Raw genomic sequence first — 11467 nt, 5'->3', positions numbered from 1 at the left:
CCACCCGGCAGCACCCCTCCCCTCCGCGGGAGGCCCTCATACGGCCCGTACAACGGCGTACGGAACCCCGACACGGCGCCCGCCAGTCCCCGACCAGGGAGGCGGGCGCCGTGGCGTGCGGGGGCGGGGGCGGTTCAGCCGGGCGGGAACTCGTACCGCAGCTCGTACAGGTGGCCCGACTTGACCATGACGGTCACCTCGACCGGCCGCCGGTCGTCGCTGAAGACCGTGCGCAGGGTGCGGAGCACCGGCAGGTCGCTGGTCAGGCCCAACGCGCGGTGTTCGTCCTGGGTGGGGACGCGGGCGGAGACCCGGTCGACACTCAGCCGGGGAGGGACGCCGAGCCCGGCGAGCAGGGCGGGAGTGCCGCCCCTGATCTTGCGCGCCTCGGCGAGCGCGCTGCCGCGGGCGACGTCCAACGGGTAATAGGAGCAGACCAGCTCGACCGGTTCGCCGTCGATCCGCATCACCTGGCGTCGCAGTACCGTGCGATCGCCGTCACGGAGTCCGAGCGCGGCGGCGACATCGGCGGGCGGGGTCACCTCGCGCACCTCTACGAGCGTGCTGACGGCGTGGGCGCCGGGCCCGGCGGCGTCGGTGAGCCAAGGGTAGGGATCGTCGCCGGACGCGAGCGCGAGGGAGGCCGCGGGCAACGTCATCCGATCCTGGTCTCGTAGCGCAACTGTGCACGGTCCGCGGGCATGACCATCACGTCGGCCTGGACGGGCCGGTTGCTCGTGTCCATGGTGACCCGGGAGACGAGGAGTACCGGCTCGCCCGGTGCGATCCGCAGGTGACCGCATTCCTCATCCGTCGGCAGTCGCGCCGAAACCTCCTCCACCACGCGTACGCCGGCGTGCCCCAGCGCGGCGAGCAGGGTGACGGCTCCGCCGCGGATCTTCGCGGTGGATGCGAGCGGGGTTCCCGCCGCGATCGCAGCGGGGTAATGGCTGTCGGTCAACTCGCACGGCTCACCGTCCAGTTCGATGACCCTCCGACGCCGTACGACGCTCTCCCCGGCGGGGACGCCCAGCATCCGCGCGACCGCGTCCGACGCGGGCTCTTCCCCAGCGTGCAGGATGCGTTGTCCGCCCGAGCGCCCACGAGCCGTGGCCTCGGCGGTCCATGCGTCCGGCTCCCCGTCTGCCCGGGGCGTCAGGTACGGGGCCGACGCACTGGTCCACTGGCCGTCGCTCATGCTGCCCTCCGCTTCCAGGTCCGGTCCCGCTCTGCGGCTCTCACGGTATGCGTGTGCGCTGCCCTCGGAGGGTGGGGAGTCATCGATCACCGCGACGACATGCGCCTCTGCGTTTCCGAACGCGCCGCCGACGCCTTGGTGCACGCGGTGCCCGGTTGCAGGGCCAGGTGGGTAGTCGGTCGCCGGGGCGCGGCCTTGGTGGGGGTTTGTGGGGGTGTGGGGGCTGTATATACAGCGTCATGCCGCGAGTCGTGTCGAATGCCATGTCGGGTGTCGGGTCGTCCCGCGCCGGGGGCAGTGCCGTGTCCCGGGCCGGGGCGGGGTTGCCGCGGGGCGGGCGGGGGCTGTACCGGTTGCTGGCCTCCGGCTGCGGGGTCGCGCTGGCGCTCAGCGGGCCGCTGGCCGCCCTCGGTCCGGCCGCCGCTGCCGCCGACGCCGGCCGCACCTACGACTACCGGGGGCTGCGCTTCACCTTCCCCGCGACCTGGCGGGTCGTCGACCTCGACCGCCACCCCGAGGCCTGCGTGCGCCTCGACCTGCCCACCCTGTACGTCGGCCACGCCGGCCCCCAGGGCGACTGCGCGGGCCGGGCCGCCGTCGAGCGCGCCGACACGCTGCACCTGGAGCCCGTACAGGACGCCCCGCGGCGGGCCGACATCCCGACCGTCGACGTACCGGTCGGCACCGCGCTGCCCGCCGCCGCGCCCCGGGCGGTGCCCAGCAACGAGCTCCGGTACGTCCTCGCCCAGTCCGGCATCATGGCCACCGCCTCCTACGGCGACGCGCCCGCCGCGGTCCGCGCGGTGATCGAGGGCGCCCGGCCGGTCGGGAGCGGGGACGGTGATGCGGAGCTGCCCGGCCATCCCGGCCACCCCGGTCCGCCGTCCGTCCGCCCCGTGCCGAGGCCGGTGCCCCGGCCCGCGCCGCGGCCCCTGCCCGCCCCGGCACCCGGCGCCGCACCGGGGTCCCTGGTCACCCCGGGCGCGTACCGCGGCGAGGGCTTCGACGCCTGCACCGCCCCCGGCCAGGGGACCATGGACGGCTGGTGGGACGATTCCCCCTTCGGCGCCGTCGGCATCTACATCGGCGGCGGGTCCCGCGCCTGCGCCCAGCCGCAGCTGACCGCCGACTGGGTCAGGCGGCAGAGCGCCGCCGGGTGGCACCTGATGCCGATCTGGGTGGGCCGCCAGCCCTGGTACAGCGGCGCCACCGGGCTGTCCACCGACCCCGGCACCGCGGCCGCGCAGGGCCGGACGGCCGCCGACGGCGCCGCCTCGGCCGCCCGCTCGCTGGGTCTCGGCCCGGGCACCGTCCTCTACAACGACGTGGAGAACTACACCGACCGAGCCACCTGGGACGCCCCCGTGGTCGCCTACGTCGGCGGCTGGACCCAGCGGCTGCACGCCCTCGGCTACCGCGCCGCCGCCTACCTCGCGGCCGGTTCGGGGATGAAGGCGCTCAGCGCCGCCTACGCGCGCACCGGGCAGGCCGTCCCCGACATCGTGTGGGCCGCGGCCTGGAACGGCCGCTCCTCGGTCACCGACTCCGACCTCGGCCTGCCGTCGGGCACCGGGCAGTGGAGCGGGCGCCGCCGCGCCCACCAGTACCAGGGCGACCACGACGAGACCTACGACGGCGTGACCATCAACATCGACCGCAACCGGGTGGACATCGACCCGGCCGCGATCGCCCTCTCCGGGACCGGGCCCGCCCCCGAGCAGGACCCGGTCCCGGTCCCCGACGCGTAGACCGGCCCGTACTTCGGGGCCGGACCGGCTCCCGGGGCCGGGCCCCGCGTCACTCCTCCCGGGCGGGCTCGTCGTCGTTGCCCCGGCGGATCGTGCGCGGCCCTCCGGGCTGCGGCGCCTCCCCCGACTCCTCGGCGAAGCGGTGCAGCTCGGGCGGGTCCAGGATCTCCACGGCCCGCCCGGAGATCCGTACGTCCCTCCACCGGCGGAGGCGGGTCAGACGCGCACGATGCCCGCCGCACGGGCCGCCGCCAGCCAGGACGGGAACTCGGACACCAGCCGGTCGTACAGCTGCCCGTCCGGCACCGCCCGCGGATCCTGCCCGGCGTGGAAGTAGCCCGCGTTGTCCACGGGGCGCGCCTGCGGCACCGGCAGCTCGTCCAGCTTCCGCAGGAAGTCGAACTGGGTGCTGCGGGTGTTGCCGAAGCCGACGAACTGCCAGAACAGCGGCAGCCGCGCCGCCTTGCACAGGTAGCGCTCCGCCGCCGCCTTGTTCACCGGGCCGCCGTCCGTCTGGAAGACCACCAGGGCGGGCGCCGCGCACCCGCTGTCGAGGTAGTGGTCGATGACCGCGTCCATCGCGGCGTCGTAGGACGTCTTGCCCATGTGCCCGAGCCCGGCCGCGATCCGGTCCACCTCGCCCGCGTGCCGCTCCAGCGAGATCTCCTCGACGGCGTCGACGTCGGTGGAGAAGAAGACCACCGGGACCCGGCCGTCGTCGTCCAGGTGCGCCGAGAGTCCGAGCACCCGGTCCGCGAAGGCCTGTACGGTGCCGTCGGCGTAGTACGGGCGCATCGATCCGGAGTGGTCCAGCACCAGGTAGACCGCCGCCCGTTGGCCGCTCAGGCCGTGTTTGCGCAGGGAGACCCCGGCGCTCTTGTACAGGCTGACGAGCGCCGGAGCACTCTCTTCCACCTTGCGCAGGTCGATCGCACTGCCGGTCATGGGCCCGAGGGTACGGCAGTGCGCGCGGCCCGGCGGGGCTACGTCGAAAGGTCCGCGGAGCCCGCGGGCTCCCCGGCTTCCCGGGAGCCCGCGTCCGCCCGCGCCGCCTCCAGGGCCTCGATGTCCGCCAGCATGGCGGCCGCGAGGTCGCGCTCGGAGGCGTAGTACCGCTCGGCCCACCGGAGGGTGAGCGTGGGGTACGCCCACGCCGCCTGCCCCTCGGCCGCCTCCGCGTCGGCGATCGCGCGGCGCCGCATGTCCTGTGCGAACTCCTGGTGGCGGGCCAGGACTTCGCGCATCTGCTCCGGTTCCAGCAGGTGTCCCAGCCACAGCCGCAGCATCGGCCCGTGCTTGAGGACGGGCGGGTCGACCGCGGCGCCGCGGGCCCAGGTCCGCACGGCCTCCATGCCCTCGCCGGTGATCCGGTACACCCGCTTGTCGCGGGTGCCGCTCTCCGGGGAGACCAGGCGCGAGGTGGCGTACCCCGCCCTCTCCAGACGCTTCAGCTCGCTGTAGATCTGGCTGAAGGAGGGGCTCCAGTAGAAGAACGTGAGCGACCGGTCCGACCACTTCTTCAGGTCGTAGCCGGACAGTTCCTGCCCGAAGGAGAGCAGTCCGAGCACCGCCCAACTGGTCGCGGGGAGCGCGCGTCCGTTCGTCTCGTCTGCCACGGTCGGCAGTCTACGACCGGCTCCGCGGGCGCCCTTCCCTCCGCCGGGGGCGGCTGCTAGAAGTATTCCTATTCGAAATACCTGTGCAGTACAGGGGGAGGACCGTCGTGGGGGCTCACGTCTCGCTGGACGGGAAGGTCGTGGTGATCACCGGCGCCGCGCGCGGTCAGGGCGCGGTGGAGGCCCGGCTGTGCGCGGAGGCGGGCGCGCGGGTCGTCGTCACCGACCTGCGGGAGGAGGAGGGGCGGGAGATCGCCGCGGCCCTGGGTGACCAGGGCCTGTACGTACGGCACGACGTGGCCGACGCCGGGAGCTGGGCCGGGGTCGTGCGGGCCGTGGTGGCGGCGTACGGAGGCGTCTCGGCCCTGGTCAACAACGCGGCCCTGTGGCGCACGGCCCATGTGGAGGAGCAGAGCGCCGAGGGCTTCGAAGCACTGCTCCGGGTCAACCTGCTGGGCCCCTTCCTCGGGATCCAGGCGGTGGCCCCGCTGCTGCGCGCCGCCGGGGGCGGGTCCGTCGTGAACATCTCCTCCACCGCCGGGCTGGTCGGGATACCGGGGCACGCGGCCTACGGCTCCACGAAGTTCGCCCTGCGCGGGCTGACCCGGTCGGCGGCACTGGACCTGGCCGGGGACGGGATCCGGGTCAACTCCGTGCACCCGGGGGCGATCGACACGCCGATGGTCGCCGGAGCGGTGGCCGGCCGGGACTGGTCGCACGTGCCGCTGGGCCGGATGGGGCGCCCGGAGGAGGTCGGCGAACTGGTCCGGTTCCTCTGCTCGGACGCCGCCGCCTACATCACCGGCGCGGAGTTCACCGTCGACGGCGGGATGACCGCACGGTGAGCGTCCGTGCGCCGCGAATAATGGGGGAATGAGCACCTCATCCTCACCGAGCCATATACGGGCCCGTGCCCGTTCCTTCGACGCGGCCGCGGCGCTGTACGGGGCCAACCGGCCCGGGTATCCAACGGAGTTGTTCGACGCCCTGGAGGAACTGGCCGGGCGGCCGCTGGAGGGGGCGCGGGTGGCGGACGTCGGGGCGGGCACCGGGATCGCGAGCGCGCTGCTGGCGGGGCGGGGGGCGCGGGTGGTCGCGGTCGAGCCCGGTGACGGCATGGCGGCCGAGCTGCGGCGCGCGCACCCCGGGATACCGCTGGTCCGGGGGGACGGGGACCGGCTGCCGCTGGCCTCCGGGGCCTTCGACCTGGTGACCTACGCCCAGGCCTGGCACTGGACCGACCCGGTCCGCTCGGTTCCCGAGGTGCGGCGGGTGCTGCGGGGTGGTGGGGCGCTGGCCCTGTGGTGGAACGACCTGGACGCCTCCGTGCCGTGGATCGACGCGCAGGACCGGCGGGTGGCGGAGCTGCTGTCCGCCGAGCCGGGGATCGCGCCGCGCGGCCTTGCCGCCGGCCTCGCCTTCGCCACGCGGCAGGTCCGCTGGGCGCGGCGGGTGCCGGTGGATACGCACCTGGCGAACCTGGCCAGTCATTCGGCCTTCCTCGTCCTGGGGGACGGGGCCTCGGGGGACTTCTTCGCGGCCGAGCGGGTGCGGTTGCTGGCGCTCTTCCCCGACGGCGTCCTGCGCGAGGACTACGTCACCACCCTCTGCGTGGCCGTCCCGTAAGCCCTTGGGGTGGCCCCCCTCAGCCCGTCCGGCGATTGAGGACCGGGTCCGGGCGGAGCCCGGGAGGCTCGGCCGCGAGTGATGGTTCGGCCTGTTGTCCGTCTGCGGCCGGTCGTCCTGGGCTCTGCCCAGACCCGCGCCTCAAACGCCGGCGGGGCTTGATAGGGAAGGACACCGGCCGGGGTCAGGGGGCGGGCAGGAGTTCGGCTCGGCAGGTGGAGGGGGTGCCCCAGGCGTCGCGGAGGGGGCGGGCTTTGCGGAGCCAGAGGGAGAGGTCCAGTTCCTCCGTGTAGCCCACCGCACCGTGGAGTTGGAGCGCGGTCAGGGCCGCCCGGTAGGCCGCCTCGCCGGCGGCGACCTTGGCCGCCGCGATGTCCCGGGGGGCCAGGGTCAGGGCCGCCGCCCACACCAGCGGCCGCGCGAACTCCAGCGCGATCAGGGTGTCCGCCAGCCGGTGCTTGACCGCCTGGAAGGACCCGATCGCCACCCCGAACTGGGTGCGCTGCTTCACGTACTCCACCGTCCGCCCCAGCAGCGCCTCGCCCACCCCCAGGCTCTGCGCCGCGGTCAGCAGCCGCGCCCACCGCAGCGCCGCGCCCGCCGCGGCCGCCACCCCCGGCCCGGCGGCCAGGAGTTCACCGTCCGGGCCGGGCCGCGAGAGCCGCCGCGCGGGGTCCAGCGAGGTCATCGGGGGCCCGGCGCCCGCCCCCGCCAGCCGCAGCGCACCCGCCGCCGACACCGTGAAGACGTGGTCGGCCGCCGCCGCGTCCAGCGCGTACGGGCCGCCCCCGGCCAGGGTCAGCGTGGCCACCGCCTCGCCCGACAGCAGCCCCGGCAGGAAGCGCTCGGCCAGGGCCCCGTCCCCCAGCCCCTGATCCGACAGCAGGGCCACCGCCGCCACCGTCTCCGCCAGCGGCCCCGGTACCGCCGCCCGCCCCAGCTCCACGAAGCCGAGGGCCAGTTCGACCGGGTGGACGCCGAGCCCCTCGTACTTCCGCGCCCCCGCGTCCTGCGGTGCGGCCAGCGCGAACAGGCCGGTGTCGGCGAGCCGGGTCCACAGGGCCCGGCCCGGCCCGTACGCCCCGCCCGACCAGGACCGTACGACGGCCGGCACGTCCGAGGCGCCCAGCAGCGCGCGCAGGGTGCGGGCGAAGTCCGACTGCTCGTCGGTCGGAAGGAAGCGCATCAGCGGCGGCCCTTCGGGAGGCCGAGCAGCCGCTCGGCGATGATGTCGCGCTGGATCTCGTTGGTGCCCGCGTAGATCGGCCCGGCCAGCGAGAAGAGCCAGGGCTCCGCCCACGGCCCGTCCGCCAGCTCCGCGTCCGCGCCGAGCAGGTCGAGCGCGCTCTCGTGCAGGGCGATGTCGTACTCGCTCCAGAACACCTTGTTCAGGCTCGACTCCGCGCCGATCGCCTCACCCGCCGCGAACCGCGAGGCGTTCGTCCAGGTGAACAGCTCGTAGGCGCGCGCCCCGATCACCGCGTCCGCGACCCGGTCGCGCAGCGCGGTGTCGGCCGGGTCCGCCCGCTCCCGCCACAGCGCCGTCAGCCGGTCGGCCGCCGCCAGGAAGCGGCCGGGGGAGCGCAGGGTCAGCCCGCGCTCGTTGCCCGTGGTCGACATCGCGATGCGCCACCCCTGTCCCGGCTCGCCGATGACGTCCTCGTCGGGCACGAACACCCCGTCCAGGAACAGCTCCGCGAAGGCCGGCTTCCCGTCCAGGCGCCCGATGGGCCGTACGGTCACCCCCGGCGCCCGCAGGTCGAACATCAGGTACGTCAGGCCCTGGTGGGGCTTGGCCGTGCCCGCCCCGGTGCGGAAGATGCCGAACGCCCGGTCCGCGAACGCCGCCCGCGAGGACCAGGTCTTCTGCCCCGTCAGCAGCCAGCCCCCCTCGGTGCGCTCCGCCCGGGACGTCAGCGAGGCCAGGTCGGAGCCGGACTCCGGTTCCGACCAGGCCTGCGCCCAGATCACCTCGCCACGCGCCATCGGCGGCAGCACGCGGGCCCGCTGCGCGGGGCTCGCGTGGTCGAAGAGGGTGGGGGCGAGGAGGTTGATGCCGTTCTGCGAGACCCGGCCGGGGGCGCCCGCGGCGTAGTACTCCTCCTCGAAGACGAGCCACTGCACGAGGTCCGCGCCGCGGCCGCCGTACTCCTCGGGCCAGGACACCACCGACCAGCGGTCCGCCGCCAGCAATGCCTCCCACTCCCGGTGCGCGGCGAAGCCCGCCGAGGTTTCGAGGGAGGGGAGCGGCCGCGCGGGCACGTGCGCGCGCAGCCAGGCCCGGGCCTCGGCCCGGAAGCCGGTCACCTCGGGCGTATGGGTCAGGTCCATCAGCCGGTCGCCTCCGTCGTCGCCGCGCCGCCCGTGCCCCCGTGCCGTCGGGCGGGCGTCCGGGCACGCTTCCCTAACAAGTGTTTGGTAGGTTAACGTACGCCCGTCAGCAGCGTCGAGGAGTCCGCGCGGATCCTCGCTCCCCACCAGGAGGTCCGGCATGGACGCCACCCTTCCCCGGTACGTCGCCGGGCACGGCCTGCTGAAGGACCGGACGGCCGTGATCACCGCGGCGGCCGGCGCCGGGATCGGCGGCGCCACCGCCCGCCGCTTCCTGGAAGAGGGGGCCCGCATCGTCATCGGCGACGCGCACGCCCGCCGCCTCAAGGAGACCGAGCACGCGCTCGCCGCCGAGTTCGGCGCGGACCGGGTCGCCTCCCTGCCCTGCGACGTCACCGACGAGGAGCAGGTCGGGGCCCTCTTCGCGCTCGCCGAACGCATCCACGGCGGCCTGGACGTCGTCGTCAACAACGCGGGCCTCGGCGGCACGGCCTCCCTCGTTGACATGACGGACGACCAGTGGACCAAGGTCCTCGACGTCACCCTGAACGGCACCTTCCGCTGCACCCGCGCCGCCCTGCGCTCCCTGAAGGCGGCCGGCACGGGCGGGGTGATCGTCAACAACGCCTCCGTCGTCGGCTGGCGCGCCCAGAGCGGCCAGGCCCACTACGCCGCCGCCAAGGCCGGCGTGATGGCGCTGACCCGCTGCGCGGCCCTGGAGGCCGCGGAGTTCGGCGTCCGGGTCAACGCGGTCGCCCCCAGCCTCGCCATGCACCCCCACCTGGTGAAGGTCACCAGCGCGGAACTCCTGGAGGAGCTCACGGCGCGGGAGGCCTACGGGCGCTACGCCGAGCCCTGGGAGGTCGCCAACGTCATCGTGTTCCTGGCCAGCGGTTACGCGTCCTACATGACCGGCGAGAGCGTCCCGGTCAGCAGCCAGCACGCCTGAGGGGCGTCTGGGACCACAATGGGCGCGTGCCAACGAACCAGAAGAAGCAGCAGGTGACGGCCTCGCCGGAGCGCCGGGGGGAACTCCTCGCCACCGCGGCCGAGGTCTTCGCAGCCCAGGGCTACAACGCCACCACCGTCCGCAAGATCGCCGACGCCGCGGGGATGCTCGCGGGCAGCCTCTACTACCACTTCGATTCCAAGGAATCGATGCTCGACGAGATCCTCTCGACCTTCCTGAACGAGCTGTGGCAGGGCTACGACAGCGTGCTCGCCGCCGGACTCGGCCCCAGGGAGACCATCGAGGCCCTCGTCACCGAATCGTTCCGGGAGATCGACCGGCACCGCGCCGCCGTCGCGATCTACCAGAAGGAAGCCCGGCACCTGTCCGCGCAGCCCCGCTTCCACTACCTCTCGGACTCGCAGGTCAAGTTCGAGAAGGCGTGGCTGGGGACGCTGGAGCGGGGGGTCGCCGCGCGGGTCTTCCGGGCCGACCTGGACGTCCGCCTCACCTACCGCTTCGTGCGCGACACGGTGTGGGTGGCGGCGTCCTGGTACCGGCCGGGGGGACAGCACAGTCCCGAGGAGATCGCCCGCCAGTACCTCTCGATGGTCCTGGACGGGATCGCGCTCCGTCCCTGAACCCCCACCGAGGAGTCCCGATGCCCGAGGCCTACATCATCGACGCGGTACGCACCCCCGTGGGCCGGCGAGGGGGAGGGCTCTCCGCGGTCCACCCGGCCGACCTCGGCGCCCACGTCCTGAAAGCGCTCGTGGAGCGGTCCGGGGTGGATCCGGCCGCCGTCGAGGACGTCGTCTTCGGCTGCCTCGACACGGTGGGCCCGCAGGCCGGTGACATCGCCCGGACCGCCTGGCTCGCCGCCGGACTCCCCGAGGAGGTCCCCGGCGTCACCGTCGACCGCCAGTGCGGCTCCTCGCAGCAGGCCGTCCACTTCGCCGCGCAGGGCGTCCTGTCCGGCACCCAGGACCTGGTGGTCGCGGGCGGTACCCAGAACATGTCCATGATCCCGATCGCCTTCGCCTCGCGGCAGGCCGCCGAACCCCTCGGCCTCACCGAAGGCCCCTACGCCGGCTCGGCGGGCTGGCGCGCCCGCTACGGCGACGCCCCCGTCAACCAGTTCCACGGCGCCCAGCTGATCGCCGAGAAGTGGGGGATCTCCCGGCGCGCCATGGAGGAGTTCGCCCTGCGCTCCCACCAGCGGGCGCTGCGCGCGATCGACGAGGGCCGCTTCGCGCGCGAGACCGTCGCCCACGGCGACGTCCGCACCGACGAGGGGCCGCGCCGGGACACCACCCTGGAGAAGATGGCGGCCCTGAAACCCGTCGTGGACGGTGGCACCATCACCGCGGCCGTCTCCTCCCAGGTCTCCGACGGCGCCGCCGCGCTGCTGATCGCCTCGGAGCGGGCCGTGGCGGAACACGGCCTGACGCCGCGCGCCCGCATCCACCACCTCTCCGTCCGCGGCGAGGACCCCATCCGGATGCTGTCCGCGCCGATCCCCGCGACGGCGTACGCGCTGAAGAAGACCGGGCTGTCCCTGGACGACATCGACCTGGTCGAGATCAACGAGGCCTTCGCCCCGGTGGTCCTCGCCTGGCTGAAGGAGACCGGCGCCGACCCCGATCGGGTGAACGTCAACGGCGGAGCCATCGCGCTGGGCCACCCGCTGGGTGCCACGGGCGTCAAGCTGATGACGACGCTCCTGCACGAGCTGGAGCGCACCGGCGGCCGCTACGGACTGCAGACGATGTGCGAAGGCGGAGGTCAGGCCAACGTGACCATCATCGAGCGGCTCTGACCGGCGGGGCGCCCGGGCGGCGTCCCGGCGGCTCGCCGGGACGCGCCGGGGCGACGTGCGTCACACACCCGTGGACAAGATCCGCCGTCTTCCTGTGGTACGTTGGAGACGTTGCAGTTGTGGTACCCATGAACTTTATGTGCGCCTGACGGGATTGCTCCTCAGGCGCTTTTATTGTTT

Annotated in this window: 13 protein-coding genes; 6 read left to right on the top strand and 7 right to left on the bottom strand. The window is 74.2% G+C overall.

The window, feature by feature from the left end:
• Positions 1 to 134 precede the first annotated feature (134 nt).
• Together ABZY31_RS27060 and ABZY31_RS27055 are read right to left on the bottom strand one after the other, a co-directional pair.
• Positions 135 to 659 carry a UTRA domain-containing protein gene (locus ABZY31_RS27060; protein WP_356415115.1) on the bottom strand — a complete coding sequence of 175 codons (525 nt, stop codon included), beginning with the start codon at positions 657 to 659 and terminating at the stop codon, positions 135 to 137.
• Complete coding sequence (locus ABZY31_RS27055; RefSeq protein WP_356415113.1) at positions 656 to 1198, bottom strand: UTRA domain-containing protein; 543 nt, start codon at positions 1196 to 1198, stop codon at positions 656 to 658. The genes ABZY31_RS27060 and ABZY31_RS27055 overlap by 4 nt, the downstream gene beginning before the upstream one ends.
• Before the next feature lie 239 nt (positions 1199 to 1437).
• On the opposite strand from ABZY31_RS27055, the gene ABZY31_RS27050 reads away from it, so the two are divergent.
• Positions 1438 to 2946 carry a DUF1906 domain-containing protein gene (locus ABZY31_RS27050; RefSeq protein WP_356415110.1) on the top strand — a complete coding sequence of 503 codons (1509 nt, stop codon included), beginning with the start codon at positions 1438 to 1440 and terminating at the stop codon, positions 2944 to 2946.
• Positions 2947 to 2995: 49 nt separating this feature from the next.
• Here the strand turns inward: ABZY31_RS27050 and ABZY31_RS27045 are convergent, their stop codons facing one another.
• From ABZY31_RS27045 to ABZY31_RS27035, 3 genes are read right to left on the bottom strand one after another with little or no spacing between them, the layout of a single operon-like run.
• Entirely contained in the window at positions 2996 to 3118 is a 123-nt protein-coding gene (locus tag ABZY31_RS27045) for a hypothetical protein (protein ID WP_356415107.1), read from the bottom strand.
• A 44-nt stretch (positions 3119 to 3162) separates the two neighbouring features.
• Entirely contained in the window at positions 3163 to 3891 is a 729-nt protein-coding gene (locus ABZY31_RS27040; protein ID WP_356415104.1) for a VWA domain-containing protein, read from the bottom strand.
• 38 nt (positions 3892 to 3929) lie between these two features.
• A complete protein-coding gene (locus ABZY31_RS27035) occupies positions 3930 to 4562 on the bottom strand; it encodes a helix-turn-helix transcriptional regulator (protein ID WP_356415102.1) in 633 nt (210 codons plus the stop codon).
• Between the two features lie 107 nt (positions 4563 to 4669).
• On the opposite strand from ABZY31_RS27035, the gene ABZY31_RS27030 reads away from it, so the two are divergent.
• Both ABZY31_RS27030 and ABZY31_RS27025 read left to right on the top strand, forming a co-directional pair.
• Positions 4670 to 5407 (top strand): glucose 1-dehydrogenase, encoded by a 738-nt coding sequence (locus ABZY31_RS27030; protein ID WP_356415099.1) that lies wholly within the window; start codon positions 4670 to 4672, stop codon positions 5405 to 5407.
• Between the two features lie 28 nt (positions 5408 to 5435).
• Complete coding sequence (locus ABZY31_RS27025) at positions 5436 to 6188, top strand: class I SAM-dependent methyltransferase (protein WP_356415097.1); 753 nt, start codon at positions 5436 to 5438, stop codon at positions 6186 to 6188.
• 184 nt (positions 6189 to 6372) lie between these two features.
• Here ABZY31_RS27025 and ABZY31_RS27020 read toward each other — a convergent pair whose 3' ends face one another.
• Both ABZY31_RS27020 and ABZY31_RS27015 read right to left on the bottom strand, forming a co-directional pair.
• Positions 6373 to 7374 carry an acyl-CoA dehydrogenase family protein gene (locus tag ABZY31_RS27020; RefSeq protein ID WP_356415094.1) on the bottom strand — a complete coding sequence of 334 codons (1002 nt, stop codon included), beginning with the start codon at positions 7372 to 7374 and terminating at the stop codon, positions 6373 to 6375.
• Positions 7374 to 8519 (bottom strand): acyl-CoA dehydrogenase family protein, encoded by a 1146-nt coding sequence (locus tag ABZY31_RS27015; RefSeq protein ID WP_356415091.1) that lies wholly within the window; start codon positions 8517 to 8519, stop codon positions 7374 to 7376. The genes ABZY31_RS27020 and ABZY31_RS27015 overlap by 1 nt, the downstream gene beginning before the upstream one ends.
• A 160-nt stretch (positions 8520 to 8679) precedes the next feature.
• Here ABZY31_RS27015 and ABZY31_RS27010 point away from each other — a divergent pair, with 160 nt between their 5' ends.
• Genes ABZY31_RS27010 through ABZY31_RS27000 form a run of 3 tightly spaced genes read left to right on the top strand, consistent with a single transcriptional unit; the run spans position 8680 to position 11287 of the window.
• Positions 8680 to 9468 (top strand): SDR family oxidoreductase, encoded by a 789-nt coding sequence (locus tag ABZY31_RS27010; protein WP_356415088.1) that lies wholly within the window; start codon positions 8680 to 8682, stop codon positions 9466 to 9468.
• A 26-nt stretch (positions 9469 to 9494) separates the two neighbouring features.
• Complete coding sequence (locus tag ABZY31_RS27005; RefSeq protein WP_356415085.1) at positions 9495 to 10109, top strand: TetR/AcrR family transcriptional regulator; 615 nt, start codon at positions 9495 to 9497, stop codon at positions 10107 to 10109.
• Between the two features lie 20 nt (positions 10110 to 10129).
• Entirely contained in the window at positions 10130 to 11287 is a 1158-nt protein-coding gene (locus ABZY31_RS27000) for an acetyl-CoA C-acetyltransferase (RefSeq protein WP_356415082.1), read from the top strand.
• Positions 11288 to 11467 lie beyond the last annotated feature (180 nt).

Source organism: Streptomyces sp. NPDC006529, assembly GCF_040611795.1.
In the GTDB taxonomy this organism is placed as follows: domain Bacteria; phylum Actinomycetota; class Actinomycetes; order Streptomycetales; family Streptomycetaceae; genus Streptomyces.
The sequence above is the reverse complement of the archived record's forward strand: the minus strand, read 5'-3'. Positions and strand labels throughout refer to the sequence as shown.

What these genes read in the sequence shown, in the direction of transcription:
- ABZY31_RS27015 (WP_356415091.1), bottom strand. Translation starts at nt 8,519, where the DNA reads ATGGACCTGACCCATACGCCCGAGGTGACCGGCTTCCGGGCCGAGGCC.
- ABZY31_RS27025 (WP_356415097.1), top strand. Translation starts at nt 5,436, where the DNA reads ATGAGCACCTCATCCTCACCGAGCCATATACGGGCCCGTGCCCGTTCC.
- ABZY31_RS27010 (WP_356415088.1), top strand. Translation starts at nt 8,680, where the DNA reads ATGGACGCCACCCTTCCCCGGTACGTCGCCGGGCACGGCCTGCTGAAG.
- ABZY31_RS27050 (WP_356415110.1), top strand. Translation starts at nt 1,438, where the DNA reads ATGCCGCGAGTCGTGTCGAATGCCATGTCGGGTGTCGGGTCGTCCCGC.
- ABZY31_RS27060 (WP_356415115.1), bottom strand. Translation starts at nt 659, where the DNA reads ATGACGTTGCCCGCGGCCTCCCTCGCGCTCGCGTCCGGCGACGATCCC.
- ABZY31_RS27020 (WP_356415094.1), bottom strand. Translation starts at nt 7,374, where the DNA reads ATGCGCTTCCTTCCGACCGACGAGCAGTCGGACTTCGCCCGCACCCTG.
- ABZY31_RS27055 (WP_356415113.1), bottom strand. Translation starts at nt 1,198, where the DNA reads ATGAGCGACGGCCAGTGGACCAGTGCGTCGGCCCCGTACCTGACGCCC.
- ABZY31_RS27040 (WP_356415104.1), bottom strand. Translation starts at nt 3,891, where the DNA reads ATGACCGGCAGTGCGATCGACCTGCGCAAGGTGGAAGAGAGTGCTCCG.
- ABZY31_RS27000 (WP_356415082.1), top strand. Translation starts at nt 10,130, where the DNA reads ATGCCCGAGGCCTACATCATCGACGCGGTACGCACCCCCGTGGGCCGG.